This is a genomic window from Streptomyces sp. NPDC127097, from assembly GCF_042724075.1.
In the GTDB taxonomy this organism is placed as follows: domain Bacteria; phylum Actinomycetota; class Actinomycetes; order Streptomycetales; family Streptomycetaceae; genus Streptomyces.
Genome location: NZ_JBHXFI010000018.1, coordinates 57,128 through 82,851 on the forward strand (window position 1 = coordinate 57,128; position 25,724 = coordinate 82,851).

At 72.5% G+C, this 25,724-nt stretch carries 25 protein-coding genes; 6 read left to right on the forward strand and 19 right to left on the reverse strand.

Annotated features, from left to right (window positions below; translation table 11 throughout):
- Positions 1-38: 38 nt before the first annotated feature.
- Complete coding sequence (locus tag ACFWJW_RS16445) at positions 39-485, reverse strand: Lrp/AsnC family transcriptional regulator (protein WP_387240821.1); 447 nt, start codon at positions 483-485, stop codon at positions 39-41.
- 82 nt (positions 486-567) lie between these two features.
- On the opposite strand from ACFWJW_RS16445, the gene ACFWJW_RS16450 reads away from it, so the two are divergent.
- Together ACFWJW_RS16450 and ACFWJW_RS16455 are read left to right on the forward strand one after the other, a co-directional pair.
- Positions 568-702 (forward strand): hypothetical protein, encoded by a 135-nt coding sequence (locus ACFWJW_RS16450; protein ID WP_387240824.1) that lies wholly within the window; start codon positions 568-570, stop codon positions 700-702.
- The gene (locus ACFWJW_RS16455) at positions 699-1,565 is read left to right on the forward strand and encodes an SDR family oxidoreductase (RefSeq protein ID WP_387240826.1); all 867 of its coding nucleotides are present in this window, start codon (positions 699-701) and stop codon (positions 1,563-1,565) included. The genes ACFWJW_RS16450 and ACFWJW_RS16455 overlap by 4 nt, the downstream gene beginning before the upstream one ends.
- 161 nt (positions 1,566-1,726) lie before the next feature.
- On the opposite strand, the gene ACFWJW_RS16460 is transcribed toward ACFWJW_RS16455, so the two are convergent.
- From ACFWJW_RS16460 to ACFWJW_RS16475, 4 genes are all read right to left on the reverse strand, one after another.
- A complete protein-coding gene (locus ACFWJW_RS16460; protein ID WP_387240829.1) occupies positions 1,727-3,421 on the reverse strand; it encodes a DUF885 domain-containing protein in 1,695 nt (564 codons plus the stop codon).
- A gap of 171 nt (positions 3,422-3,592) precedes the next feature.
- Positions 3,593-4,903, reverse strand: coding sequence for a GNAT family N-acetyltransferase (locus tag ACFWJW_RS16465; protein ID WP_387240832.1), 1,311 nt, complete (start codon positions 4,901-4,903; stop codon positions 3,593-3,595).
- 84 nt (positions 4,904-4,987) lie between these two features.
- Positions 4,988-6,562, reverse strand: coding sequence for an alkaline phosphatase D family protein (locus tag ACFWJW_RS16470; RefSeq protein ID WP_387240835.1), 1,575 nt, complete (start codon positions 6,560-6,562; stop codon positions 4,988-4,990).
- A gap of 264 nt (positions 6,563-6,826) precedes the next feature.
- Entirely contained in the window at positions 6,827-7,657 is an 831-nt protein-coding gene (locus tag ACFWJW_RS16475) for an alpha/beta fold hydrolase (RefSeq protein WP_387240838.1), read from the reverse strand.
- Positions 7,658-7,845: 188 nt separating this feature from the next.
- Between ACFWJW_RS16475 and ACFWJW_RS16480 the strand changes: the two genes are divergently transcribed.
- Positions 7,846-8,739: an RNA polymerase sigma-70 factor gene (locus ACFWJW_RS16480; protein WP_387240841.1), complete on the forward strand. Its 894-nt coding sequence runs from the start codon at positions 7,846-7,848 to the stop codon at positions 8,737-8,739.
- A gap of 416 nt (positions 8,740-9,155) precedes the next feature.
- Positions 9,156-9,902, forward strand: a complete 747-nt coding sequence (locus tag ACFWJW_RS16485; protein WP_387240844.1) for a GntR family transcriptional regulator — start codon at positions 9,156-9,158, stop codon at positions 9,900-9,902.
- 104 nt (positions 9,903-10,006) lie between these two features.
- Here the strand turns inward: ACFWJW_RS16485 and ACFWJW_RS16490 are convergent, their stop codons facing one another.
- Entirely contained in the window at positions 10,007-11,179 is a 1,173-nt protein-coding gene (locus ACFWJW_RS16490; RefSeq protein WP_387240847.1) for an ROK family transcriptional regulator, read from the reverse strand.
- Positions 11,180-11,362: 183 nt separating this feature from the next.
- Here ACFWJW_RS16490 and ACFWJW_RS16495 point away from each other — a divergent pair, with 183 nt between their 5' ends.
- A complete protein-coding gene (locus ACFWJW_RS16495; RefSeq protein WP_387240850.1) occupies positions 11,363-11,824 on the forward strand; it encodes a hypothetical protein in 462 nt (153 codons plus the stop codon).
- On the opposite strand, the gene ACFWJW_RS16500 is transcribed toward ACFWJW_RS16495, so the two are convergent.
- The 6 genes from ACFWJW_RS16500 to ACFWJW_RS16525 all read right to left on the reverse strand — a co-directional run bounded on the left by ACFWJW_RS16500 (position 11,821) and on the right by ACFWJW_RS16525 (position 18,144).
- Positions 11,821-12,837 carry a TolB family protein gene (locus ACFWJW_RS16500; protein WP_387241021.1) on the reverse strand — a complete coding sequence of 339 codons (1,017 nt, stop codon included), beginning with the start codon at positions 12,835-12,837 and terminating at the stop codon, positions 11,821-11,823. The genes ACFWJW_RS16495 and ACFWJW_RS16500 overlap by 4 nt on opposite strands.
- 11 nt (positions 12,838-12,848) lie before the next feature.
- Positions 12,849-14,183 (reverse strand): MFS transporter, encoded by a 1,335-nt coding sequence (locus ACFWJW_RS16505; protein WP_387240853.1) that lies wholly within the window; start codon positions 14,181-14,183, stop codon positions 12,849-12,851.
- 3 nt (positions 14,184-14,186) lie between these two features.
- Positions 14,187-15,065, reverse strand: coding sequence for an alkaline phosphatase family protein (locus ACFWJW_RS16510; protein WP_387241025.1), 879 nt, complete (start codon positions 15,063-15,065; stop codon positions 14,187-14,189).
- A gap of 162 nt (positions 15,066-15,227) precedes the next feature.
- Positions 15,228-15,785, reverse strand: coding sequence for a G/U mismatch-specific DNA glycosylase (gene mug, locus ACFWJW_RS16515; RefSeq protein WP_387240856.1), 558 nt, complete (start codon positions 15,783-15,785; stop codon positions 15,228-15,230).
- Positions 15,786-15,796: 11 nt separating this feature from the next.
- Complete coding sequence (gene purB, locus ACFWJW_RS16520; RefSeq protein WP_387241028.1) at positions 15,797-17,230, reverse strand: adenylosuccinate lyase; 1,434 nt, start codon at positions 17,228-17,230, stop codon at positions 15,797-15,799.
- A 113-nt stretch (positions 17,231-17,343) separates the two neighbouring features.
- Positions 17,344-18,144 carry an SGNH/GDSL hydrolase family protein gene (locus tag ACFWJW_RS16525; protein ID WP_387240859.1) on the reverse strand — a complete coding sequence of 267 codons (801 nt, stop codon included), beginning with the start codon at positions 18,142-18,144 and terminating at the stop codon, positions 17,344-17,346.
- 148 nt (positions 18,145-18,292) lie between these two features.
- On the opposite strand from ACFWJW_RS16525, the gene ACFWJW_RS16530 reads away from it, so the two are divergent.
- Positions 18,293-18,706 carry a TetR/AcrR family transcriptional regulator gene (locus ACFWJW_RS16530; protein WP_387240862.1) on the forward strand — a complete coding sequence of 138 codons (414 nt, stop codon included), beginning with the start codon at positions 18,293-18,295 and terminating at the stop codon, positions 18,704-18,706.
- A 36-nt stretch (positions 18,707-18,742) separates the two neighbouring features.
- Here ACFWJW_RS16530 and ACFWJW_RS16535 read toward each other — a convergent pair whose 3' ends face one another.
- From ACFWJW_RS16535 to ACFWJW_RS16565, 7 genes are all read right to left on the reverse strand, one after another.
- Positions 18,743-19,762: a hemolysin family protein gene (locus tag ACFWJW_RS16535; protein WP_387240865.1), complete on the reverse strand. Its 1,020-nt coding sequence runs from the start codon at positions 19,760-19,762 to the stop codon at positions 18,743-18,745.
- Positions 19,759-21,102 (reverse strand): hemolysin family protein, encoded by a 1,344-nt coding sequence (locus tag ACFWJW_RS16540; protein ID WP_387240867.1) that lies wholly within the window; start codon positions 21,100-21,102, stop codon positions 19,759-19,761. Before ACFWJW_RS16540 ends, ACFWJW_RS16535 begins: the two co-directional genes overlap by 4 nt.
- Positions 21,103-21,315: 213 nt before the next feature.
- Positions 21,316-21,741: a GNAT family N-acetyltransferase gene (locus ACFWJW_RS16545; RefSeq protein ID WP_387240870.1), complete on the reverse strand. Its 426-nt coding sequence runs from the start codon at positions 21,739-21,741 to the stop codon at positions 21,316-21,318.
- A 73-nt stretch (positions 21,742-21,814) separates the two neighbouring features.
- Positions 21,815-22,270, reverse strand: coding sequence for a MaoC family dehydratase (locus tag ACFWJW_RS16550; protein WP_387240873.1), 456 nt, complete (start codon positions 22,268-22,270; stop codon positions 21,815-21,817).
- 60 nt (positions 22,271-22,330) lie between these two features.
- A complete protein-coding gene (locus ACFWJW_RS16555) occupies positions 22,331-23,833 on the reverse strand; it encodes a long-chain fatty acid--CoA ligase (RefSeq protein ID WP_387240876.1) in 1,503 nt (500 codons plus the stop codon).
- 13 nt (positions 23,834-23,846) lie between these two features.
- Positions 23,847-24,740 (reverse strand): amidohydrolase family protein, encoded by an 894-nt coding sequence (locus ACFWJW_RS16560; RefSeq protein WP_387240879.1) that lies wholly within the window; start codon positions 24,738-24,740, stop codon positions 23,847-23,849.
- Entirely contained in the window at positions 24,737-25,675 is a 939-nt protein-coding gene (locus ACFWJW_RS16565) for an SDR family NAD(P)-dependent oxidoreductase (RefSeq protein WP_387240882.1), read from the reverse strand. Before ACFWJW_RS16565 ends, ACFWJW_RS16560 begins: the two co-directional genes overlap by 4 nt.
- Positions 25,676-25,724: the final 49 nt, after the last annotated feature.

Genomic DNA, 25,724 nt, shown 5'->3' on the forward strand with positions numbered 1-25,724 from the left:
TCGGGGGCCGTGCCGGGCCGCCCGTCACGGGCCGCAGGTCACCGGCTGACCGGGCGGCGGGGGAGCGGCGAGGAGTAGACGACGCTGGTGGTCACGGCGCCGAGCGCGCCGATCCGGCCGGAGACCTCCTCCAGGTGCCTCATGGTCCGGGCGGCGACCTTGATGACGAAGCAGTCGTCGCCGGTGACGTGGTGGGCCTCCAGGATCTCCGGCGTCGTCTCCAGCAGCTCGTGGAACGGCTGGTCGTTGCCGTCGGTGTACCGCAGCCGGACGAAGGCCGGTACCGGCAGCCCGAGGCGCTCCAGGTCGATCACCGCCGCATAGCCCGAGATCACCCCGGCCTCCTCCAGCCGGCGGACCCGCTCGGTGACCGCGCTGGCGGACATGTTCACGGCGCGCGCCAGCTCGGCGTAGCCCGCGCGGCCGTTCTGCTGGAGTACGTCGAGAACGCGCCAGTCGGTGGCGTCGGGGGAATAACCGGTCATCCGCGCTGTCCAGCAGGGGAATTACCGGCGGAGCAAGGGTGCTGCCGGTGATATCCACTTTTCGGGCCGGTGCCGGAGGTGCGTGAACGGCCATGATCACGCCGTCGCCGTCGCCGTCGCCGTCGCCGTCGCCGTCGCCGTCGCCGTCGCCCGTGGGCGCCGGCCCCGAAAAGCGGGTGACGCCCCGGCCGGCGGCGGCGAGGGTGGGGTGTCATGACCTACGACAAGAGCAGCTCCGCCGCAGGGCTCCGGCCCGCCACGGGGGCCGAGGCGCCGCGCCGCGACCCGTTGCCGCTTCTCGGCCGTACCGCCCTGGTCACCGGAGCGAGCCGGCGCCGGGGCATCGGTTATGCCGTCGCCCGGCGGCTGGCCGCCTACGGGGCCGGCGTCTATCTGCACCATCATGTGCCGCACGACGCCGGCCAGCCGTGGGGAGCGGACCCGGGCGGCCCGGACGCGGTCGCCGACGGGGTACGCGAACTCGCCGCCCCCGGCGCGGTGGTGGCCCACGGGCCGGCCGATCTGTCACATCCCGACGCCCCCGCCCGCCTGCTCGACACCGCCGCCGAGGCGCTCGGTGGCCGGCTGGACATCCTCGTCGCCAATCACGCCCTCAGCGGCAGCGACGGCCCTCTCGACGCCCTCGACGCGGCGATGCTCGACGCCCACTGGGCGGTCAACACCCGCTCGGTGATCCTGCTCGCGCAGGCTTATGCCCGCCGGCGCCCCGCGGGGCTGCCGGGCGGGCGGATCGTGCTGATGACCTCGGGCCAGGACCTCGGTGACGGGATGCCGGAAGAGATCGCCTACGGTCTGGCCAAGGGGGCGCTGGCCTCGGCGACCCGCAGCCTGGCCAGCACGTTCGCCGCTCTCGGAGTCACCGTGAACACCGTCAACCCGGGCCCCGTGGACACCGGTTACGCGGTCGGTGAGCTCCGTGAGCGGGTCGCCGGGTGCTTCCCCGGCGGGCAGTGGGGCACGCCCGACGACCCGGCCCGTTTGATCGCCTGGCTGACGACCGACGAGGCGGGCTGGATCACCGGTCAGGTCATCAACTCCGAGGGCGGCTTCCGGCGCTGACCCCGGGGGCGGCGCCGCCATCCCGCCGGTTCCGTCCCGCTGTGATGCCGCGGCCGGCCCGCCGAACGGGGCGGCGGCCCGGCCACCACAGGCAGGCCCGGCCACCACAGGCAGGCCCGGCCACCACAGGCAGGCCCGGCCGCCGCCCCCAAGAGACCTGGTCAGAGTGCCGACAGCTCGCTCAGCAGATCGTCCAGGCCCAGCGAACCCTGCGACAGCGCCGCCATGTGCCATGCCTTGAGGTCGAAGTCCGCGCCGTGCCGGGCGCGGGCCGCCTCCCGGCCTTGCAGCCACACCCGCTCGCCGAGCTTGTAGCCGATGGCCTGGCCGGCCATGCCCTGATAGCGGATGATCTCGCTCTCGACGAAGTCGGCCGGGCGGCTGCTGTGCAGGGCGAAGAACTCGTGCGCCAGCTGCGGCGTCCAGCGCTCACCCGGGTGGAAGGGCGAGTCCGCGGGGATCTCCAGCTCCAGATGCATCCCGATGTCGATGATGACCCGGACGGCCCGCATCATCTGCGCGTCCAGGTAGCCCAGACGGCGTTCGGCGCTGGTCAGGAAGCCCAGTTCGTCCATGAGCCGCTCGGCGTACAGCGCCCAGCCCTCGGCGTTGGCGCTGACGATGCCCACCGTCGTCTGGTAGCGCGAGAGCTGGTCGGCGACATGGGCCCACTGCGCCAGCTGGAGATGATGGCCGGGCACGCCCTCGTGGTACCAGGTGGAGACCAGGTCGTACGCCGGGAAGCGGGTCTCGCCCATCGTCGGCAGCCAGGTCCGGCCGGGCCGGGAGAAGTCCAGCGACGGCTGGGTGTAATACGGGGCGGCGGCGCCACCGGGCGGGGCGATCCGGGACTCGACCCGGCGCACCCGCTCCGCCAGCTCGAAGTGGGTGCCGTCGAGCGCGTCGATCGCCTCGTCCATGAGCGACTGGAGCCACTGGCGGGTCTCCTCGACGCCCTCGACCGCCTCACCGTGCTCATCGCACCAGGCCAGCGCCTCCCAGGGCGTCTTCGCGCCGGGCAGCACCCGCTCGGCCTCGGTCTCCATCTCGGCCAGCAGCCGGTGGAACTCGGACCAGCCGTACGCATACGCCTCGTCCGCGTCGACGTCGGCGCCGTTGAAGTAGCGCGCGAGACGGGTGTAGCGCTCCCGGCCCACCACGTCCGGCGCGCCCTCGATGGCGGGGGCGTAAGTGTCGCGGAACCAGTCACGCAGCTCCACCAGCGCGCCGGTCGCCACCTCGGCGGCCTCGGTGAGCTCGCCGCGCAGCGCGTCCGGGCCCGCATCGGTGAACTCGGCGAACCAGCTGCGGTCCGTGCCGATCCACTCGTCCAACTGGCCGATGACGGTGCGGACCTGGACCGGTCCCGCGGGCAGGTTCTGCTTGCGGCCGGCGTCCAGCGCGGAGCGGTAGCCCTCCAGCGCGGCGGGTACGGCCCGCAGCCGCCGGCCGATCGCCGCCCAGTCCTCGTCGGTCTCGGCCGGGGTGACCGTGAGGACCTCACGGACGTGGTGCAGCGGTGAGCTGAGGTTGCTGACCGTGCGCAGGCCCTCGCCCGCCTCGTGGACCGCCAGTTCGGCGGTCAGCCGCTCGCGCAGCAGCCGGGCGCAGACCTGCTCGGCGGCGCTGTCCGCGCCCGGCCGGGCCTCGGCCTCGGTGAGCTTCTCCAGCGTCGTCCGGGCGAGCTGGGCCACTGCTTCCTGGCCCGTCGGAGAGAAGTCGGGGAGCTTGTCGGAGCTCTCGGCGACGCCGAGGAAGGTGCCGGTGATCGGGTCCAGGTCGACAAGGGCGTCGACATAGGCGTCGGCGACCTCGCGGGGCAGCGGGCCGCCCCCGGAAGTAGTGGTGTTGGGCATACGGCCATCCTCGTACGGATCGCCCCGCTGCGTCACCACCAAAAAGCTATACGTTGCTGTCGCTTTTCGGCGCCCTTGCCGGGTGCGGCGCCCTTGCCGGGTGCGGCGGCCGGCCGGGGGCGGCCACGCCCGGCCGGCTGGGGTCCGGTGTCCGGTGGGGCTCCCGGGGATTCAGCGGCGCCCGCTGCCGTCCGGGATGCGTACGGTCTCCCGCGGCTCCCGTGCGGCGGGCAGTCCCGTCGGACGGGCGGTGATCACCAGCGTGCCTTCCTCGATCTGGTAGTCGAGCGGCAGCCCGAGGCCGCGCATCGCGGCCACCATGCCGGTGTTCGATGCCTGGGTGATCGCGTACACGCTCTCGCAGCCGGTCTCGGCCGCCATCGTCACCAGCCGGCCCAGCAGCTCGGTGCCGATACCGCGCTGCTGCCAGGCGTCCTCGACCAGCAGCGCGACCTCGGTCTCGTCGCCGTCCCACAGCAGATGGCCGAGCGCCACCAGCCGGCCGGAGGCGGTCTCCACGGCCAGGGTGCGGCCGAAGCGCGGGCTGAGCAGATGGCCGAGATAGCGGTCCGCGTCGCCGACCGGGCCGTGGTAGCGCAGCCCCAGGGTCTTCGGGGAGCAGCGGTCGTGCATCTCCCGGGCCGCGGCCAGGTCGGAGGTGTCCGCGCGGCGGACCGTGATCTCGTTGCCCTCCGGCAGTGTCAGCACATCACGCCGCGGCGGCACCCGCTGGCCGAGCCGGGCGTCCAGATCGACCAGCGCCCGGACCCGGGCGAACTCGGTGGGGGTGAAGGGCAATTGCGGCCTTTCGATGGTCAGCGAGCCCCCGGAGGGGTCGCGGAACTTCATGCGGTGCTCCTCCAGCACGCCCTCCGTGGGGACCTGCTCGGCGAGCGGGTGCCCGTTCAGGGAGCGCGCGGGCACCGAATGGATCGTGCACCGCCCCAGCAACTGACGTAGTGCCAGGGGGAGTTCGGCGGAGTCCAGGGCCGTGCGGGTCGCCAGGCTCAGCATCCGGGTCGGCGCGTCGACGAGGTCGTGTGCGTCGGCCCGCTCCAGCCAGCTGTGCGTGCCGCCCGCGCCGGCGACCGTACGGGTGAGCTCGTCGGAGGTCAGTGCGGCGGGCGCGCGCAGCAGGAACTCGTCGACCGTGCCCTCGGAGAGCGGGTGGGTCTGGAGGCTGAGGATGTCCACCCGGCGGGCACCCAGCGCCGTGCACAGTGCGGCCAGGCTGCCCGGCTCGTCCCGGACCGTGGTCCGCATCCGCCACAGCACCGTCTCCTGGCCGCCGGCCCCCGGGGACCGGTCGGTGGAGGACGGCGCCGCGGCGCCGGTATCGGTCGGCGGCGGGGCGTTTTCATGGCGTCGTGACCACCAGAAGCGGAAGCCGGCCGTCGCGGCCGCGAGGAGGCCGGCCGGCCGGCGGGCGTCCCGGCGCCGGTGCGGGCTTTGGGCGGAAGGGGCAAAGGGTGCTTCAGTCATGCACACAAGCCTGCCGGACAGGTGTTGCCTGATCACCAACACCTTGTGTCCGACGGGTAAAAGACGCAATCGACGCATTGGCCCCTACTGCCCTACCCGTCCTGGTTGCAGCACCTTGCTGAACAGCACCTGGCCACCCTCCTGACGCAGCCGCACCGTCAGCTCCCCGCTGCCTCCGTCGATATCGACCTCGCCGAAGTACTGCGGACTCTCCGCGGGGGAGGTGTTGGCACGGTCCGGCGCCTTGATGAACGGTTGCTCGGGCCCGAAGGTTCCGTCCATCTTCAGCGCCTGGAACCCGCCCGCGTTGAGCGGCCCCGACACGAACTCCCAGAACGGCTCGAAATCCTTGAACGCGGCCCGCTCCGGCGCGTAGTGCTGCGCCGCGGTGTAGTGGACGTCCGTCGTGAGCCAGACGGTGCCGGTCACCCGGTCGTGCTTGATGTGCCGCAGCAGCTCGGCCAGCTGTAGCTCACGCCCCAGGGGAGCGCCCGGATCGCCCTGGGCCACCGCCTCGAAGTTCGTTCTGCCGTCCGGGACGACCAGCCCCAGCGGCATATCGGAGGCGATCACCTTCCACACCGCGCGGGACCGGGACAGCTCCCGCTTGAGCCAGCGCAGCTGCTCCGCGCCGAGGATGCCCTGCGCGTCGTCGGTCTGCCGGCCCGGAGAATTCGCGTTCCGGTAACGGCGCATGTCCAGCACGAACACATCGAGCAACGGGCCGTGGGACACCACGCGATACACCCGGCCACCCCCGTCGGGCCGCAGCGTACGGATCGGGAAATACTCGCTGAAGGCGCGCAGTGACCGCGCGGAGAGCACATCCGTGGACTTCTCCGTGTACCGGTCGTCGTCGAGCAGCTGCCCCGGGTACCAGTTGTTGTGCACCTCGTGGTCGTCCCACTGGGTGATCGTCGGCACCTGTGCGTTGAAGCGGCGCAGGTTTTCGTCCAGCAGGTTGTAGCGGAACGCGCCCCGGAACTCCGCGAGCGTCTCGGCGACCTTGGACTTCTCCTCGGTCGTCACATTCCGCCAGATCCGGCCGTCCGGCAGCGTGACCCGCTCGGGGATCGGATTGTCGGCGTAGATGTTGTCGCCGCTGCACAGGAAGAAGTCCGGGTTCCGGCGCCGCATGTCCTCGTAGATGCGGTAGCCGCCGCGGTCCGGATTGATGCCCCAGCCCTGCCCGGCCAGATCGCCCGACCAATGGAAGCGGAGGTCCGTGCGACGCCCCGTGGGCGCGGTGCGGAAGGTGCCGGAGACCGGCTCACCGGTGCGCCGCGGGTCGTCGGGGTCGGCGAGCAGCACCCGGTAGTGGACCTGCTCACCGGACGGCAGGCCGTGCAGCGAGGTCACGCCGGTGAAGTCGGTGTCCGGCCCGATCACCGGGCCGTGCCAGGACCGGGCATGACGGAACGACTCGGTCGCCGCGGTCTGCACCACCATCCGGGCCGGCCGGTCGGACCGCACCCACACCAGACCCGAGGAGGTGGTGACATCCCCGACCTGGACACCCCAGTCGGCGCTCGGCCGCCCGCTGCGCGCCTGCGCCGGCGCGGCACAGGAGAGCGCGGGCAGTGCCAGCGCCGCCGAACCCGCCGCGGCGCCGCGCAGCAGCGACCGCCGTCCGAAGCCGCTGCCGGATCCCTGCGCCATCTCCAACCTCCATGCCTCGACCGACCTCACTGCGCACCCTTTTCGTATCGCCGTCCGGTGCCATGCAGCCGAACGGACGGTGAACACCGGCCCGTTCGCGTTCACGGTGCACCGTTCCCCCGGCCGGCTTTGGGCCCTGCGACCGGCGGACCCGGGCCATGGTCGCAAGAGCACCGCCCGATCGCCAGGACGCTGCCGTGCTGCATACGGTCCCGATACGCGCCGCCGGAACGGGTGGCCCCCGGGGATCAGGGCACCACGGGCTCAGCCCACCGTGTCGAGGACGACCCGCGCCACCAGCGCCGGATCGTCGTTCATCGGCACATGCCCGCAGCCCGGGAGTCGTACGAGCCGGGCGCCCGGGATGGTGTGCTTGGCGCGTACGCCCTGGCGGGGGAGGAGCAGCCGGTCGCGGCTGCCCCAGGCGATCGTCACCGGTACGCCGGGCACATCGGCGGTGAACCGCACCTCCCGGCCGGCCGCCAGCGTCGGTGCGAAGCCCGGCGCCTCGCGCAGCGCCCGGGTCTCCGCCACGACGGCCTCGGCCGAGCGGCGGCCGGGGTGGGCATAGATGGTGCCGGTGAGCGAGGCGCGGCCGAGGGCGCTCCGGGCCAGCGACTCCACCACCGGCTGAGGCAGCGCCTGGGCGCCGGCGTACATCCCGCGCAGCACACCGAAGGCGTACCGCCGCTCGGCCGGGGTCCAGAAGCCCGCGGGCGAGAGCGCGGTGACCGACCGCACCGCGTTCGTGCGGCCCAGCTCCAGCGCGAGCAGCCCGCCCAGCGAGTTGCCCACCACATGCGGGCGCTCGACGCCGAGTTCGGTGAACGCCGCGGTGAGCAGCGGGACGACCGACGACAGATCGTACGAGGAGCCGCCGGGCAGCGCGGGAGAGGCGCCGAACCCCGGCAGATCGAGCGCGATGACCTCATGGGAGGCGGCGAGGATGTCGCACACCGGGCGCCATGCCTGGAGGTGGTGGCCGATGCCGTGCAGCAGGACGATGGGCTCGCCCGCGCCCTTGCGGTCGTAGGCGACCGTGAACGGCGGCCGGTCCGCGGGGGTGATACGGGCGAAGGAGACCGGGGCGGCCATGGGTGAACTCCTCTGGGGTGCGGGACTTGCGGTCGTGCGGGGCGTGCGCTGACACGATGCCAGCTGGGGCTACTGAGCGGTATGGGGCAGCCGGGGCCACGACGGGTGTGCTGCACACCACGCGCCCGCGGGCCCGCCCGCCACCGTTTCCGCTGGACAACGCCGGGGCGGCCGGGTGGGATGGAGCGGTGCTGAAGGATTCCGCCACCGAGGTCACCGACGTCTTCGAGGAACACCGCTCCGTACTCTTCGGGGTGGCCTACCGGATGCTCGGCCGGGTGGCCGACGCCGAGGACGTGGTGCAGGACGCCTGGCTGCGCTGGTCGGGCGCGGACCATGCGGCGGTACGGGAGCCGCGCGCCTTCCTCGTACGGATCGCCACCCGGCTGGCCATCGACCGGCTGCGCCAGGTCCAGTCACGGCGCGAGTCCTATGTGGGGCCCTGGCTGCCGGAGCCGCTGCGGACGGACCTCGGCGGCACCGCCCCGGACACCGCCGAGCGGGCGGTGTTCACCGAATCGGTCACCCTCGCCGTGCTCGTCGTCCTGGAGTCGCTCTCCCCACTGGAGCGCGCGGTGTTCGTGCTGCGCGAGGCATTCGGCTATCCGTACGCGGAGATCGCCACCACTCTCGACCGCAGTGAGGCCGCGGTCCGGCAACTGGCGGGCCGGGCCCGGCGGCACGTGGAGGAGGGCAAGCCGCGCTACGAGGTCGATCCGGACCGGCAGCGGGAGCTGACCGAGCGGTTCCTGGCCGCGGCGGCCGGCGACGATCTGGACGGGCTGCTGGGGCTGCTGGCGGCCGACGCCCGGCTGGTCGGGGACAGCGGAGGGAAGGCCAAGGCCCCGCTGCGGATCATCGAGTCCGCGGACAAGGTCGCCCGCTTCCTGTTCGGCGTCACCAAGTCGCTGCCGGCCGGCCTGGAGTTCTCCGTCCTCGAACTCAACGGCGGGATCGCGCTGTTGGTGCTCCTCGACGGCGTGCCGGACACCGTCATCCAGCTCGGGATCGCGGACGGCGAGATCAAGACCGTCTACATCGTCCGCAACCCCGAGAAGCTGGCGTCCCTCGCGGCCCGCTGAGCGGCGGCGAAGACCTCGGACGGGAACGGGCCCCGGCCTCTGCGCCCTTGCCCGGTCGGTGAGTTGAGGGCGTACGAGATGATGCAGCGCCAGGCCGGGGGCGCTCGCGTCCCGTAGTGCGTCGAAGACCGGATGTGCGCGGGCGGGCTGTGCAGCGGCGCGAGCATGCCCGGGACGGTGCCCCGCGGTCCCGTGAGGGCGTGGGCGGGACGGCCCGTTCGGGCGTGCGGAGCGGCCGAAAGTGATCCCGGATTGGTCTTGACCAAGGGTGGGGGCGGCCATATCGTCGGGATACTGCAACAACCTTTAATAAAGAAGCGCTCATAATCGGGCGCGCAGCGGGCCTACATCTGCCGGCCGCGCGCGGCCCGGTCCCATGGGGGAGCATCCCGGTAGCGGCCAGTGCGGAGGACAGGGTGGGGACCACGCAGCTCGAAACGGTGCCGGAGCCGAAGTACTGGCACCTCAAGACCGTGCTCAGCGAGGCGCTGGACTCGGAGTTCGCGGTCGGCGAGATTCTGCCCAACGAGCGTGATCTGGCGGCCCGGTTCGGCGTCGCGCGGGCCACGCTGCGGCAGGCGCTCGAACAGCTGGAGCTGGAAGGCAGACTCCAGCGCCGCCGCGGTGTGGGCACCACGGTCGCCCCGCCCCGCGTCGGTGTCGCCGTGGCCCCCGCCCGCCACACCTGGCCCGGCGCCGCCGGTGACGACTGGCAGCCGGTCAGCTCCATGGTGAGCGATACGGTGCCCGCCGAGGTCGCCCGCCTGCTGGAGACGGCCGCCGGGGACCGGGTGCACATCGTCCGCCGCAGCCGGGTCACCGAGGGCCGGCCGCTCGCCGCCGAGTCGCTGTACTTCCCGGTGGCCGTGGTCCCCGGCCGCCCGGAGGTCGATCTGCTGAACGGGCCGGCCCGCGCCCATGCGGTCCTTCAGGAGCTCCAGTCGCTGGAGCTGGAGGGCCAGGACCGTACCGTCGAACTGGGCTCGGCCCGTGCGGAGGACGCCAAGCAGCTGGACCGGCTGCCCGGCGCGCCCGTCCTCGTCGTCACCACCCGCTATGTCTCGGGCGGCCGTACGGCAGCCGTCGCGGTCTCCACCTACCGGGCGGACACCTGCCGGCTGACCTTCGGCGAGAGCGACGCGGTCGCCTTGCTTGCGGGGTGACGCCCGCCCGGCGGCTGACGTACGGGCCCCCTCCGGACCAGGTTCCGGAGGGGGCCCCGCTCCGTTGTGGCGGGCCGTAGTCACGCGCCGCTCCGTAGTGGCCGTCAGCGAGCGGCCGTTCGGCGGCGGCCCGTCACCGTGCTCTCCACCGCGAAGAGTTCGCCCTCCACGTGGTCGAGCGCGAGCCGCAGCGCCCCGGTGGCCACCGCCGCCTCGCCGAGCTGGGACAGGGCGACCTGGGGTGGGCGCAGGCAGTAGCGCGCCAACTCCCGGCGCAGCGGCTCCAGTACGCCCGCCAGGCCCGCCGCCCAGCCGCCGATCACCACCAGCTCCGGGTCCAGCGCCAGCACCAGGGCCGCGACATCGTGCACCAGCCGGCGGATGAAGCGGTCCACCGCCTCCCGCGCCTGTGCGTCACCGTCCCGCGCCGCCGCGAAGACCGTCGCCACCTGCGCCTCGTCCAGGGGATGCAGCGGTTCTCCGGTCGTGGACAGCAGCTTCTCCGGCGTGGCCTCCCGGCCGAGCAGATGCAGCGCGCCGATCTCCCCGGCGGCCCCGCCGAAGCCGCGGTGCAGCCGTCCGCCGATCAGCGAGCCGGCTCCCGGGCTCAGTCCCGCCAGCACGAAAACGATGTCATCGGAGCCGGTCGCCGCGCCCTGCCAGTGCTCGGCCACCGCGGCGGCGTTCGCGTCGTTCTCGACCAGCACCGGGCAGCGGAACGACCGTCGCAGCCGCTCGCCCAGCGGGAAACCCGTCCAGCCGGGCAGCGCGGTGCTCAGCCGGACGGTGCCGTCGGCCTCCACGATGCCGGGGCCGGCCACCCCGACGGCCCGCAGCGAACCGCGGGGCACGCCCGTACGGCGCAGCAGATCGGCCACCACGGCACGGACCCGCTCCAGCCGCTCGTCGGCCGGTGCGCGCTCCTCCACGGGGCGCTGCGCGGTGTCCAGCACCCGTCCGCCCAGATCGGACAGCAGGGCGGCGACGCGGTGCGGGCCGATCTCGATGCCCAGCAGATGGCCGGCCTCCGTACGGAACCGGAACCGGCGGGCGGGCCGCCCCTGGCGACGGGCCGCACCCTCCCCGGCGGCCGCCTCGGCCACCAGACCGGTCTCGATGAGCCCCTCGACCACACCCTCGACCGTCGGCCGGGACAGCCCCGTCACCTGGACGAGGTCGGTGAGCGTGGGGGAGTCCGCGGCGCGCAGCGCATGCAGCACCACCGCGGAGTTGATCCGTCGCAGCAGGGACGGGTCCCCGCCGGTGAGCCGCCCCAACGTCCGTCTCCCTCGCTTTGCGTGTGGGGCGGATCGTAGCCGGTCAGAGGGTGCGCGGCGAGCCCCGGCGAAGGGGGCCGCCGGCCGCCGTGACGCCCGCTCGGCGGTCGCGGTGTCCGCGAGGTCCGCCCGCGCCTGGCCGCGGGAGGGTCAATTGTCAGACCCGCGCGGTTTACTGACGACATGACCATTGACAAGCATCTGACGGTCATCGACCGACTGCGGCTGCGGGAGTTCCCGGCGGTGCCGGACCGGTCCGCCATGGTCGAGAGCGGGCCCGGTTACCACATAGCCGGGCTGCGGGTCAGCGAGGAGTTCTGGGACGCGGACGCCGCCGAGGTGGCGGAGGCCGAGGAGGACTTCACCGCCGAGCTGACGGCGCTGGTGCAGGCGCTGTCGTTACGGTGGGGCGCCCCCGAAACCGTCGATCTCGGGGCCCACTTGGAACGGACCGCGCGGGGCCTGCCGGTCCGGCCGCCGCTGGACACCCTGTGCGGCTATGTCCCGCGGATGCACGGCTGGCGGGTGCAGGGCCGCTGGATCGGCGTCGGCGTGGGTCAGGGCGCGCGCGAGCTGCCGTTCCAGCTGCTGGTGGCCGTGGGGGAGGGGGCGGCAGCTCAGGGCCCGCCCCCTGACAGCCGTTAGCGGGAGAAGGCGGGGGCGAGGGCCGCGGAGAGGAGGCGGTGCGGGGTGCCGGAGCCGTCGGCGGGGACGGTCCAGAGATCCGAGCCGTAGTCGCCCGGCAGCGAGTAGACCAGGGTGCGGCCGTCGCGCCAGACGGCCTGGTCGTCGATGTTGCGGTGTTCACCGGTCGCGGTCTCGCGCAGGGTGCGCAGATCGAGGACGTACAGCCGCCAGGGAGCGTCGGGGTCGGCGCCCGCGACGCGCTTCTTGTAGGCGATCCGGGTGCCGTCGGGGGACAGGGAGGGGCATTCGACGTTGGAGTGCAGGGCCCGCAGGGTTCGGGTGCCGCGGTCGCCGCGGACGAGATAGGTCTTTCCGCCGGTGGCGGCGGTGGCGTAGAAGCGGGTGTCATCGGCGAACGTGACGCCCCAGACGTTGATGTCGGCGGCGCGGACCCGGTGTCCGTCGATGGTCAGCGCATAGGTCTCCAGGTTGGCGTCCAGGCGCCGGCCGCCGGTGTCGACGACGGAGGTGCGGGTGGAGAAGGCGGTGCCCGCGTAGGAGTCACCGCTGACGAAGACGGTCCAGGCGACGGTGCGGCCGCTGGGGGAGACCCGGGCGCGGGTGGGGGTGCCGGCCACGTCGTAATGGCGCACTTCGCGCAGCCGGTTGTCCAGGAGGACGGCCCGGTAGCTGTCCCGGAGTTCGCCGTGGACGGCCTGGAGGCAGATACCGGTTCCGGCGGCCGCGTGGAACCGCAGACAGTGCACGCCGGACGCGGTGCGCGGCCCGGTGAGCCGCCCTTCCGGCGCGGCGGTGATCTCGTCGCGGTGCGGCCCCCAGGCCATGTTGCGGAAGAGACCCTGGTGCGGACCGTCCAGGCGTACGGTCCCGGGGGTCACCTTCGGCCCCCCGGACCGGGTGCGGTCCTTCCGGTCGGCGCGCCCGGCGGCGTGCAGGGTCGCGCCGACGGCGACCGCGCCGAGGACGACGACGGTGGCGAGCAGGATGACCAGGCGCGCGGTGCGGCTCAGCGGCATACGGTTCACGGTGTGTGCTCCGAGGGGGAGTTCGGGCCCGTCGCCGGGCCGGCCGGGCGCAGCAGCCGGGCGCTGAGGGCCGCGGCCAGGGCCAGTCCGACGGCCGCGGCGAGGACGGCGGTGTGGTCGCCCCAGGCGGTCCAGGCGGCGCCGAAGGCGAGCGAGCAGACGAAGCGCGCGGCCGTCTGGCCGGTCTGCACCACGGCCAGGCCGCTGCCCCGGGCGTCCTCGGGCACCGCGTCGGCGGTCGCGGCGGCCAGCACTCCGTCGGTCGCCGCGTAGAACGCCCCGTGCAGGAGGAGCACGGCACAGAACAGCGCCGTGCTGCTGCCGAAGGGAGCCAGCAGCAGTCCGTAGGCGCACAGCAGCACCAGATGTCCGGCCAGGAACAGCCGCCGCCGGCCGATCCGGTCGGCGATCGCCCCCATCGGCACCGCCAGCGACAGGAACGCCGCCGCGGTGCCCAGCGGGAGCAGCGGGAACCAGCCCGCCGGGAGGTCCAGCCGCCGCTGGAGGGTCAGATACAGGAAGGAGTCGCTGACGGTGGTCAGCCCGAGCAGCACGGCGCACCCGGTCAGCCGGCGAATCTCCGGCCGGCCCAGCAGCGTGCGCACCGGCGTCCGTGGGCCGGCCGGTGTCCGTGGCCCGGCCGAGGTCCGTCCGGCGGTGTCCGCCGCGGCGGGCCGGGCGCGGCCCGGGACGAACAACAGCAGTACGACGACGCCCAGTACGGCGACACAGAAGCTCACCGTGAACACCGCGTCATAGCCTTCGGCCGCCGCCCGCAGCAGCACGAACGCCACCAGCGGGCCGCACAGGGCGCCCGCGGTGTCCATCGCCCGGTGCACCCCGAACGCCCGGCCACGGGCGGCCGGTTCGGCGGCCAGGGAGATCATCGCGTCCCGCGGTGCGGTCCGCAGCCCCTTGCCGGTCCGGTCCACCGCCAGCACCGCCCCGATCAGCGGCAACGAGTGCACCAGCAGCAACAGCGGCTTGCAGAGGGCGGAGAGCCCGTAGCCCACCGCGGCCACCGCCTTGTGCCCGGCGCCCCCGCCGCGGTCCGACAGCCGGCCGCCCACCAGCCGGACCAGCGCGCTCACCCCGTTGTAGACCCCGTCCAGCACCCCGAACCCCAGTGGGGACAGCCCGAGTTCGGCGACGAGATACAGCGGGAGCACGGCCGTGACCATCTCCGAGGAGATGTCGGTGATGAGGCTGACGGCGCCCAGGACCAGCACCGTGGAGGGGACGGCGGCGCGGACGCGGCGGCCGCGGCCGGTGCGCCGGCCGCCCGGCGCTACGGAGGTGGCGGGAGCCGGGCGGCCGTCTGCGAGATACACGGGTCAGCCGGCCCAGATACCGCTGATGTCCTTGGCGTCGGCGGCGTTGCCCGCGTGGGAGGTGCCGTACATGTCCTCAAGGGTGCGCAGCACGTCGTAGTGGTTGTAGGTGGTGGCCGAGGTGGCGCCGGCCTGCACCGGCTGGCCGTACAGCACGGTCGGGATGCGGTTGCCGCTGAGCCGGTTGTCCTCGTCGAAGGTGACCAGCAGCAGGCTGTTGTGGGTCTTGGCCCAGTCGGCGTAGCTCTTGAGGTGGTTCTTCAGCCAGGTGTCACCGGTGGACACCGAGCAGTCGTGCATGTCGCTGCACAGGTTCGGCACGACGAACGAGACGGTGGGCAGCTGCGAGAAGTCGGTCGGGAAGGCGTCGAAGGTGTGGGCCGAACCGGTGGAGACGTTGCTGAAACCGAACCACGGGTTGTGCTTCTGCGCGTACTTGCCGCTCTTGCAGGTGGTCGAGCCCTCGGACGGCAGCGATTCGTTGTAGCTCGCCCAGGACTTGCCGGTCGCCGTCAGTTCGGAGGCGAGGTTGGGGGCGTCGCTGAACCCCGGGTCGACGCAGCTGTCGTCGGTGACGCCCTGGGTGTCGCCGGAGAAGAGGGCGTAGTAGTTGGGCTGGCTGGGGTGGGTCTCCGCGTAGGAAGCGGTCAGGCCGGCGCCGCCGGCGGCCAGGGAGTTGAGGTACGGGGCGCTGGAGCTGCCCATCACCTGGTCGTAGGCGTGGTTCTCGAAGACGACCACGACCACATGGTCGGGGGTGGGCACGGCGGCTGCGGCGACCTCGGCGCCGAAGCCGTTGCCTGCCCAGATGCCGAGACCGGCGGTGGCCAGGGCGAACGCCCCCGCGAGCGCGGTGACTTTGCGACGGTGGGAGCGGCGGATGCGGTGGGAGGAGGGGGCCTCGGCGGCGGAGGGCGACGCGGACGTGGCAGGCACAGGAGTCTCCGTATGGGAGTGGGGGCTGCGCGGGCGGCGTCAGAGTAGAACCGTCAGGTAGGCATGTACATGCCTTCAAGGTGACGACCGGCGGAACGGTGCACGGCTTTAAGCGCCGTCACCCTCCGCGAACGCCGCGGCGCGCAGCCGTCCGTACTCCTCCGCCATGGCCGCCACCGTCCAATGGGCGTTCAGCCCGCTGGGGTTGGGCAGGGCCCAGATGCGGGTGTCGCCCAGTGTGCGCTGCTGGGGCCCGATCGCGGCCTTCTTGTCGTCGAAGGCGACGCGGTACGCGGTGACACCGGCGACGGCCAGCCAGCGGGGGCGCAGCCGCGCCACCTTCTCGGCCAGCAGCCGGCCGCCCTCGCGGTACTCCTGTGCGGTCAGCTCGTCTGCCTTGGCCGTCGCCCGTGCCACGACATTGGTGATCCCCAGGCCAAGGGAGAGCAGCTCTTCCTGCTCGGCGGGGCGGAATTGACGCGGCGTGAAGCCGGCCGCGTGCAGCACCGGCCAGAACCGGTTGCCGGGCCGGGCGAAGTGATGGCCGGTGGCCGCCGTCATCAGCCCGGGGTTGATTCCGCAGAAGAGCACGCGAAGGCCGCTCGCGGCCACGTCGGGGACGAGGCGGTCGCGAGCGGCTTCCAGCTGCTCGGGGGTGAAGCCCATGGACCCTCGTGTCAGAGGATCGAGCCGGGGGTGTACGCCGCGGCCTCCGGGTGCTGCTTGGCGATCTCCCCGATCCGGGTGACGACGCTCGTCACCTGGTCGGCCGCCGCGCCGGTGAACGAGAGCTTGTCCGCCATCAGGGCGTCCAACTGCGCCTTGTCCAGCGGGATCCGGGCATCGGCGGCGAGCTTGTCCAGCAGCTCGTTGCGCTCCGCGCCCTGCTCCCGCATGGCCAGCGCCGAGGCGACCGCGTTCTCCTTGATCGCCTCATGCGCCTCCTCGCGGCCCACGCCGGCGCGCACGGCACCCATCAGCACCTTCGTCGTGGCGAGGAAGGGCAGATAACGGTCCAGCTCGCGGGCGATGACGGCGGGGAAGGCACCGAACTCGTCGAGCACGGTCAGGAACGTCTCCAGCAGGCCGTCCAGCGCGAAGAACGAGTCCGGCAGCGCGACCCGGCGCACCACGGAGCAGGACACATCGCCCTCGTTCCACTGGTCACCGGAGAGCTCACCGGCCATCGAGGCGTAGCCGCGCAGAATCACCATCAGACCGTTGACGCGCTCGCAGGAGCGGGTGTTCATCTTGTGCGGCATCGCCGAGGAGCCGACCTGGCCGGGCTTGAAGCCCTCGGTGACCAGCTCGTGGCCGGCCATCAGCCGGATGGTCTTGGCCAGCGAGGAGGGCGCGGCGGCCAGCTGCACCAGCGAGGTCACCACGTCGTAGTCCAGCGACCGCGGGTAGACCTGGCCGACCGAGGTGAACGCCTGGCCGAAACCGAGGTGCGCGGCGATCCGCTGCTCCAGGTCGGCGAGCTTGGTGGCGTCCCCGCCCAGCAGGTCGAGCATGTCCTGGGCGGTGCCGACCGGGCCCTTGATGCCGCGCAGCGGGTAGCGGGAGAGCAGCTCCTCCAGCCGTGCGAAGGCCACCAGCAGCTCGTCCGCGGCGGTCGCGAAGCGCTTGCCGAGGGTCGTGGTCTGGGCGGCGACGTTGTGCGAGCGGCCCGCCATGACCAGCTCGGCGTGCTGGGCGGCCAGCGAGCCCAGGCGCGCCAGCACGGCGACCGTACGGTCCCGCATCAGCTCCAGCGACAGCCGCACCTGCAACTGCTCGACGTTCTCGGTCAGGTCGCGGGAGGTCATGCCCTTGTGGACCTGCTCATGGCCGGCGAGGGCGTTGAACTCCTCGATCCGGGCCTTGACGTCGTGCCGGGTGACCTTCTCGCGCTCGGCGATGGAGGCCAGATCGACGTCGTCCAGGACCCGCTCGTAATCGGCCAGCGCCTGCTCGGGGACCTCCACCCCCAGGTCCTGCTGCGCGCGCAGCACGGCGAGCCACAGCTTCCGCTCCAGCTTGACCTTGTACTCGGGGGACCACAGCACGGCCAGCTCCGCGGAGGCGTAGCGGCCGGCCAGAACATTGGGGATGCGAGGCTTCGCAGACACAGCAGTCACGTGGTCAGAGTCTACTGGCGGTTTGCGCAGGCCAGCGCCCCGGTCCCGGCTGTATGTTCCTCCAAGCCGGGTGCGGGGGGCCGGAGCCCGTGCGCCGCCCGGTGTCAGTCCCCGTACGGCAGCAGTTCGGGGCGCTTGGCCGGACGGCCGTCGCCGGAGGAGCGGCCGGTGAGCCGCCGGCCTATCCAGGGCCCCAGATGTTCGCGCGCGAACCGCAGATCCGCGGCGCGCCGCGCGCCCCAGCCCGGCGGGGCGGCGGCCGGCAGCGGCGCGTCCCAGTCCGACTCGGCGGCCCGCCCGAGCGCCTGCCAGACCGCCTCCGCCACCCGGCGGTGTCCCTCGGCGTTCAGATGCAGCCGGTCGTCGGCCCACAGCCGCGGGTCGGACAGTGCCTGGGACGCATACAGATCCACCACCACCGCACCGTGCCGCGCGGCCACCTCGTCGATGTGCGCGAACAGCTGCTCCATGCGCGGCCGGAAGCGCTCCAATACGGGACCCTGCCGCCCCGGGCTGCGCATCAGCACCAGCTGCCCACCGCCCTCGGCCAGCCGCCCGGCGGCATCCTCGAACCGGGCACACACCTGGTCCACGTCGCACCGGGGCCGCAGGACGTCATTGAGCCCGCCGACCAGCGTCACCAGATCCGCGCCCATCGCGGCCGCCGGCCCGCACTGCTCGTCGGCGATCTGCCCGATGAGCTTGCCGCGCACCGCGAGATTGGCGTAGCGGAAGCCCGGCGCGGCGGCGGGCTCCCCGGCCGGTCCCCGGGCCGTGGCCGCCAGCCGGGCGGCGAGCAGATCGGCCCAGCCGCGGTACGAGCCGTCCGGCAGGGCGTCCGACATTCCCTCGGTGAAGCTGTCACCGACCGCGACGAAACTGGTGTAACGGGCATTCATCTCCATGGCGGGGTGATCCTACCGCCCGCCGTACCGCGCGGTATGCCCGGTCCCGGAGTGCGGCGGATCCCCCCGATGCACGGTCTGGTGCGGCCGGGCCCGATGTACGGTCTGGTGCGTCCGGACGGCGGGGAAAGAGACAGGTGGCCGCGCGATGACTCCCCGCCGGGGCGGCGGTCCCGACGCGCCGACGTTCACCGAAGGGGCCCGCCGTCAGCAGCTCATCGACGCCACCATCGACCTGATCTCCACCCGGGGCCACCCCGCGACCTCGCTCTCGGCGATCGCCGAGCGGGCCGGACTGTCCAAGGCCGCGGTGCTCTACCACTTCTCGTCCAAGGACAATCTGACCCGGGCGGCGCTGGAGCAGGTGATGGAGCAGTTCAGCGCCTATGTCACCGAGCGGCCGGCGCGGGCGGCCGGCCCGCGGGAGGCGATCGTCGCCTATGTACGGGCGATGATCGGCTACCAGCAGGCCAACCGCCGCCAGGTCCGCGTGATCACCGAGATGCTGCTCGACGACGACGGGGGCACCCGGCACGCCCTGACCGATCGGTCAGCAATCTGACCGATCGGTCAGGCGGGGTGGTTCACCGCCCCCTCCTCAGGCCGCGGGGCGTTGCAGCACCAGCTCCCGGAGCACGTCCTCCATCGTCACCAGCCCGGCCAGCCGCCCTTCGTCGCCGATCACCGCGGCCAGATGCGTACTGGATCCGCGCATCGCCGTCAGCACGTCGTCCAGCGGTGTCGCGGCCCTCACCCGGGCGATCGGGCGCAGCGCCGAGACCGGGAAGGGCAGATTGCGGGGGCTGGCGTCCAGGGCGTCCTTGACGTGCAGATAGCCGAGGATGCGCCGGGTGTCGTCGACCACGGGGAAGCGGGAGAAGCCGGACTCGGCGGCCAGCCGCTCCAGCCCCTCGGGGGTGATCCCCATCTGCGCGGAGACCACCTTCTCGGCCGGCAGCACCACGTCCCGGACCGGCCGGCGGCCCAGCTCCAGCGCGTCGCGCAGCCGCTCCTGCGCCCGCTCGTCGAGCAGTCCGGCCTCCCGGGAGTCCTCGACCATCTTCGCGAGCTGGTCGTCCGAGAACGTCGCGGCCACCTCGTCCCTGGTCTCCACGCGCAGGAGTTTGAGCAGCGCGTTGGCGAGGGCGTTGATCGCGAAGATCGCCGGGCGCAGCGCCCGGGTCAGGGCGACCAGGGGCGGCCCGAGCATCAGGGCGCTGCGCACCGGCTCGGCCAGCGCGACGTTCTTCGGCACCATCTCGCCGAAGAGCATGTGCAGATAGGTCGCCAGCGACAGCGCGATCACGAACGAGATCGGGTGGATCAGCGCGGTCGAGATGCCCACCGCGTGGAACACCGGTTCCAGGAGATGGGCGATGGCGGGCTCGGCGACCGCGCCCAGCACCAGGGTGCACAGGGTGATGCCCAACTGGGCCGCCGCCAGCAGGGCCGAGACATGCTGGAGACCCCACAGCACGCTGGTCGCCCGGCGGTCACCGCGCTCCGCGTACGGCTCGATCTGGCTGCGGCGCACCGAGATCAGGGCGAACTCGGCGCCCACGAAGAAGGCGTTGACGACCAGCGTCAGCAGGCCCACGAACAGCTGGACCGCGGTCATCGGCGGGCCTCCTTCTCCTGCTCGTCGGTGTTGCCCGGCAGCGGGGCGTGCAGCAGCACCCGCGCCGCGCGGTGGCCGGTGGCGTCCAGGACATCCATCGACCAGCCGGCCACCTCCAGGGAGTCGCCGGCTTGCGGTATCCGGCCGAGCTCGGTGGCGATCAGACCGGCGAGGGTCTCGTACGGGCCCTCCGGGAGCCGCAGGCCGATCCGCTCCAGCTGGTCGGTGCGCGCGGCGCCGTCCGCCTGGTACGCCTTGCGGCCCGCCGCGTCGGTTCCGGCGGGCGCCAGGTCGGGGGTCTCCAGCGGGTCGTGTTCGTCGCGGACCTCGCCGACCACTTCCTCAACGATGTCCTCCAGGGTCACGACCCCGGCCGTACCGCCGTATTCGTCGATGACCACGGCCATCGTGCGCTTCCCGGAGAGCCGGTCGAGCAGCCGGTCCACGGTCAGCGTCGTGGGGACCAGCAGCGGCTCGCGGACCAGCTCGGAGACCGGGTGGCGGGGGCGGCGCTCGGCCGGGACGGCCAGCACGTCCTTGATGTGCGCCACCCCGACGACGCTGTCCAGGCTGCCGCGGTAGACGGGGAAGCGGGACAGCCCGGTCGCCCGGGTCGCGTTGGCCACGTCCTCGGCGGTGGACTGCACCTCCAGCGCGATGACCTGCACCCGCGGTGTCATGACGTTCTCCGCGGTCAGATCGGCGAGATTGAGGGTGCGGACGAAGAGCTCGGCGGTGTCGGGGGCCAGCGCGCCCTCCCTGGCGGAGTGCCGGGCCAGCGCCACCAGCTCCTGCGGGCCGCGGGCCGAGACCAGCTCCTCGGTGGGCTCCAGGCCCATCCGGCGGACCGTGCGGTTGGCGGTGTTGTTGAGATGCCGGATCAGCGGCCGGAAGGCGGCGCTGAAGCCGCGCTGGGCGGTGGCGACCTTCTTCGAGACGGCCAGCGGGTGGGAGATGGCCCAGTTCTTCGGGACCAGCTCGCCGACGACCATCAGGACGACCGTGGAGATCGCCGTGCCGAGGACCACGGCCAGCGAATCCGCCACCGAGCGCGGCAGGCCCATCGCATCCAGCGGGCCCGCCAGCAGCGTGGCGATGGCCGGTTTGGAGAGCATGCCGATGACCAGGCCGGTGACGGTGATGCCGAGCTGGGCGCCGGAGAGCTGGAAGGTGAGACCGCGGACCGCCTTCAGGGCGCTGTCCGCGCCCCGCTCGCCGCGCTCGGCGGCGCGCTCGAGTTCGCTGCGCTCGACGGTCGTCAGCGAGAACTCGGCCGCGACGAAGACACCACAGGCCAGGGTCAGGAGGAGCGCCACGCCCAGAAAGAGCAGGTCGGTCATCGAGTCACCTCCGTCCCATGATCGAACAGGATCGGGAGGTTCGCGCTCTGTCGGGACGGTGCCCGGCAACTGGGAGGCTCGCCCATGTCTGGACGCTCACACACCTTTCACTGAAGAGGGGGAACACCATGGTAAAGGGTCAGCAAAGTCGCTGGTGAACAAAGAGCCCGCCCCGGGGCCGGGACGGGCTCTGCGCGCGTGGGATCGCCGGACTCAGCTGTCGAGGTGTTTGACCCAGCGGCTCCACTGGGGCTCGGGTGCGTAACCCGCCGCCCGCCACGCATGCTGCGCCGGCGCATTGCGGTCCAGCACCATCGCATCGCCGCGCCGGCCGCCCAGCGCCCGGAACCGCTCCTCGGCGGCCGCCAGCAGTGCGGTGCCGATGCCCTGCCTGCGGTGCCCGGGGTGGACGGCCAGCCGGTAGAGATGGCAGCGCCAGCCGTCGAAGCCCGCTATCACGGTGCCGGTGAGGGCGCCGTCGCGCTCGGCGAGGAGCAGGGCCTCCGGGTCCCGGGTGACGAGCCGGGCCACTCCGTCGTGGTCGTCGCTGATGCTGGTTCCTTCCGCGGCCGTGCGCCAGAACGTCAATACGGCGTCGAGGTCCGACAGGGTGGCGCTGCGGATGTGGAGATCGCTCATGGGGTGAGCCAAGCAGAGCGCCGGCCTCCTCGGCGACCCCTTTCCTGTCGAGGAGGAGCCAGGTCCCGCGGGCTCAGACGTAGAAGCGCGTGACGCTCTGGAGCACGGCGGCGGGTTTGCTGCCGCCCTCGATTTCTATGGTGCCGTCCACCGTCATCTGTACACCGCCGCTGATGTCGTCGACGGAGGCGAGGACGGCGGTCAGCCGGAGGCGGCTGCCGACCGGGACGGGGGCGGGGAAACGGACCTTGTTGAGGCCGTAGTTGACCTTGGTGGTGACGCCTTCGACCTCCAGCAGGTCGGTGAACAGCGGGATGAACAGTGCCAGGGTCAGATAGCCGTGCGCGATGGGGCCGCCGAAGGGCCCCCGCCGCGCGCGTTCGACGTCCACATGGATCCACTGGTGGTCGCCGGTGGCATCGGCGAATCCATTGACGCGGTCCTGGGTGAGGTCGATCCAGTCACTGGTGCCGAGCGTGCTGCCGGACAGTTTCTTGAGCTCGTCGATGCCGTGGACGGAAACAGTCACCTTGATTCTCCTCGGGGAGGGGCGGAACGGGGGCGGTGGTCAGAACGGAAGGGGCGGTGGTCAGAGCGCGCCGTACCGGGCGCGGACCTGCTGTTTGAGGAGCTTTCCCGAGGCGGTGCGCGGGAGTTCACCGGCCACGACCAGGGTCTTCGGGATCTTGTACTTGGCGAGCCGGCCGGCCAGTGAGGCGAGGATCCCGGCCGGGTCGGGCACGGCTCCTTCGCGGGGGACGATGACCGCCCGGCCGACCTCGCCCCACGTGTCGTCGGGTACGCCGATGACCGCGCACTCGGCGATATCGGGGTGGGCGAGGAGCGCGTCCTCGACCTCGGCGGGGTAGATGTTCTCCCCGCCCGAGATGATCATGTCCTTGAGCCGGTCGACGATGGTGACATAGCCGTCGGAGTCGATCCGTGCGGCGTCCCCGGTCCGGAACCAGCCGTCCGTGAACGCTGCCGCACTCTCCTCGGGGAGACCCCAGTACCCGGGCATGACATGCGGCCCGCGGACGAGCACCTCGCCCGTCTCTCCCACGTCCACCGGCGTCAGGTCGGGCCGGGCGACGCGTACCTCGCTGAAGAAGTGCGGGACACCGGCGGAGCCGGCCTTGCCGACGGCGTGCTCGGCGTCGAGGAAGAGGGCCCCGGGGGCCGCCTCCGTCATCCCGTACCCCTGGAGGAACGACAGGCCGCGGCGCTGGTAGGTCTCGATGAGCGAGCCGGGGACCGGTGCGCCGCCGCAGGTGAGGGTGCGCAGCGAGGAGAGGTCCGCCTGCTGCCAGCGGGGCCGCCCGGCGAGCCGGCTGTACATGGCCGGCACCCCGAACATGAACGTCACCCGGTGCTCCTCGATCAGGTCGAGGGTCGCATCGGGGTCGAAGGACTCGGTCAGGACACAGGCGCCGCCCTTCAGCAGCACGGGCAGGGTGAGCATGTTCAGCGCGGCGGTATGGAACAGCGGCGCCGACACCAGCGCCACCTCGTCGGCCGTCAGATCGCTGTCCACCAGGACATTGACCGCGTTCCAGGTGAGGTTGGCGTGGGTGAGCATCGCGCCCTTGGGGCGGCCCGTCGTGCCCGAGGTGTACATGATGAGGCCCACCTCGTCGCCGCCGACGGCTTCGTCGACGGGGCCGGGCGACGAAGCCGCCAGCAGCTCCTCGTACTCCGGGCCCACGGTGACGGTTCTCCGCAGGTCCACGGCGCCCCGCAGCTCGTCGACGACGGCTGCCTGCGCCGGGGAGTGCACCAGCACACTCGTCCCGGAGTCCGTCAGCTGGTAGGCGATCTCGGGTGCCGCGAGGCGGGTGTTGAGCGGTACGAACACCGCGCCCAGCAGACCGGCCGCGAAGAACGTTTCCAGGAAGGACGGGTGGTTGGGGCCGAGGTAGCCGACCCGGTCGCCGCGCCGGACCCCCGCTTCGCGCAGTGCGTGGCCCAGACGGGCGGTGCGCTCGTGGAGTGCGGCATAGGAGGTCGGCGCGCCCTCATGGAGGAGGGCGGTGCGACCGGGGGTCTTACGGGCCCGGCGGGCGGGCCATGACCCCAGTCCCTCATTGCGCATCACAATCTCCCTGTCAGGAGCGGGATTCGAGGTTCGGACCGGCGAGCCCGAGAAGCCGGGCGGCGTTGTCCCGCAGGATCTTCGGCCGGACCTCGTCCTTGAGCGGGAGCCCGGCGAAGTCGGCAAGCCAGCGGTCGGGGGTGAGGACGGGGAAGTCGGAGCCGAAGAGCACCTTGTCCTGGAGCAGCGTATTGGCGTAGTGGACGAGCTGTTTCGGGAAATACTTGGGCGACCATCCGGACAGGTCGATATGCACGCCCGGTTTGTGGGTCGCGACCGCGAGTGCCTCGTCCTGCCAGGGGAACGACGGATGCGCCAGGATGATCTTCATCTGCGGGAAGTCGGCGGCGACGTCGTCGACATACAGCGGATTGGAGTACTTCAGCCGGATGCCGCCCCCGCCGGGCACGCCCGCGCCGATGCCGGTCTGGCCGGTGTGGAAGAGCGCGATGGACCCGGTCTCCTCGATCACCTCGTACAGCGCGTAGGCGAGGCCGCGGTCGTTGGGGAAGAAGCCCTGGATGCTGGGGTGGAACTTGAAACCCCGGACGCCGTACTCCGTCACCAGCCTGCGGGCCTGCTTGACGGCGGCCCGGCCCCGGAAGGGGTCGAGCGAGGCGAAGGGGATGAGGACGTCGGGGTGGGCGGCCGCGGCTTCCGCGACCTCCTCGTTGGGCACCGGAGGCGTGCCGGTGGCGGATTCGGCGTCGACGGTGAAGACGACGGCGGCCATCCTCCGTTCCCGGTAGTACGCGGCCATCTCCTCCAGGGTGGGCTTGCGCTTGCCCTCGACCTTGAAATAGGCGCTGGAGGCGGCATACAGGTCGTCGTCCAGTGCGTGGCCGCCCTTGGCGGAGACCTCGGCATGGGTGTGGACGTCGATCGCGACGAGCTCGTCGGGGTTCATCGGGTCACCGGGGCCTTGGGAGCGGGGATTCCGACCGTCTGCGGAGCGCTGCCCACCGAGTGCTGCCAGGTGGCCGCGATGCCCTCCGGTGTCCAGCCGCCGTCGGCGTAGGCGACCGAGACCTCCTGCGGATGCGACCACAGCGCGAGCTTGTCGCCCCCGATGCCGATGCACTGCCCGGTGACATCACGCGCCGCGTCGGAGGCGAGGAACGGCAGCAGCGCGGCACAGTCCTCGGGGCTGCCGAACCCCTCGCCCTTGCGCAGGAATTCCGGCAGCGGCTCACCGCGGTGCAGGGCCTCGACGTACGGGGCGAAGGCCGGGATCGTCTCGGTCATGGCGGTCGCCGCCACCGGCACGACGGCATTGACGGTGATGCCCGCCCGGCCCAGCTCCATGGACCAGGTGCGCACCATGGCGCCGATACCGGCCTTGGCCGCGGCGTAGTTGGTCTGGCCGAAGTTGCCGCGCTGGCCGGCCGGCGAGCCGATCAGGATCAGGCGGCCGCCCTCGCCCTGTTCGCGCATCCGGACCGCGGCGGCGCGGGCGCAGGTGAAGGTGCCCCGCAGATGCGTGGTGACGACGCTGTCGAAGTCGTCGTCCGTCATCTTCCACAGCACGCGGTCCCGCAGGATCCCGGCGTTGGTGACCATGATGTCCAGCCGCCCGAACTCCTGGACGGCGCGGGCGACCAGGCGGTCCGCGGCCTCGGTGGTGCCGACGGCCACCACCTCGGCCACCGCCCGGCCGCCCGCATCGGTGAGGGACCGGACGGCCTGCCCGGCGATCCCGGCGTCCACGTCATTGACGACGACGGCGGCACCGGCCCGGGCCAGCGCGGTGGCGTAGGCGAGACCGAGGCCCCGGCCGGAGCCGGTGACCACGGCCACCTTGCCGCTGAGGTCGGTGGTGGAAGGGGGAGTGGGGTCTGACACGGCGATGTGCTCCTTCTCTTGGGAGGGAGGTGCGGGAGCCCTGGGCTGC

Bases quoted from the DNA above. Each gene is read 5' to 3' on its own strand.
- ACFWJW_RS16460 (WP_387240829.1), bottom strand. From the start codon at position 3,421: ATGCCCAACACCACTACTTCCGGGGGCGGCCCGCTGCCCCGCGAGGTC.
- ACFWJW_RS16475 (WP_387240838.1), bottom strand. From the start codon at position 7,657: ATGGCCGCCCCGGTCTCCTTCGCCCGTATCACCCCCGCGGACCGGCCG.
- ACFWJW_RS16455 (WP_387240826.1), top strand. From the start codon at position 699: ATGACCTACGACAAGAGCAGCTCCGCCGCAGGGCTCCGGCCCGCCACG.
- ACFWJW_RS16495 (WP_387240850.1), top strand. From the start codon at position 11,363: ATGACCATTGACAAGCATCTGACGGTCATCGACCGACTGCGGCTGCGG.
- ACFWJW_RS16540 (WP_387240867.1), bottom strand. From the start codon at position 21,102: ATGACCGACCTGCTCTTTCTGGGCGTGGCGCTCCTCCTGACCCTGGCC.
- ACFWJW_RS16555 (WP_387240876.1), bottom strand. From the start codon at position 23,833: ATGCGCAATGAGGGACTGGGGTCATGGCCCGCCCGCCGGGCCCGTAAG.
- ACFWJW_RS16535 (WP_387240865.1), bottom strand. From the start codon at position 19,762: ATGACCGCGGTCCAGCTGTTCGTGGGCCTGCTGACGCTGGTCGTCAAC.
- ACFWJW_RS16530 (WP_387240862.1), top strand. From the start codon at position 18,293: ATGACTCCCCGCCGGGGCGGCGGTCCCGACGCGCCGACGTTCACCGAA.
- ACFWJW_RS16545 (WP_387240870.1), bottom strand. From the start codon at position 21,741: ATGAGCGATCTCCACATCCGCAGCGCCACCCTGTCGGACCTCGACGCC.
- mug (WP_387240856.1), bottom strand. From the start codon at position 15,785: ATGGGCTTCACCCCCGAGCAGCTGGAAGCCGCTCGCGACCGCCTCGTC.
- ACFWJW_RS16445 (WP_387240821.1), bottom strand. From the start codon at position 485: ATGACCGGTTATTCCCCCGACGCCACCGACTGGCGCGTTCTCGACGTA.
- ACFWJW_RS16470 (WP_387240835.1), bottom strand. From the start codon at position 6,562: ATGGCGCAGGGATCCGGCAGCGGCTTCGGACGGCGGTCGCTGCTGCGC.
- ACFWJW_RS16465 (WP_387240832.1), bottom strand. From the start codon at position 4,903: ATGACTGAAGCACCCTTTGCCCCTTCCGCCCAAAGCCCGCACCGGCGC.
- ACFWJW_RS16525 (WP_387240859.1), bottom strand. From the start codon at position 18,144: ATGGAGATGAATGCCCGTTACACCAGTTTCGTCGCGGTCGGTGACAGC.
- ACFWJW_RS16560 (WP_387240879.1), bottom strand. From the start codon at position 24,740: ATGAACCCCGACGAGCTCGTCGCGATCGACGTCCACACCCATGCCGAG.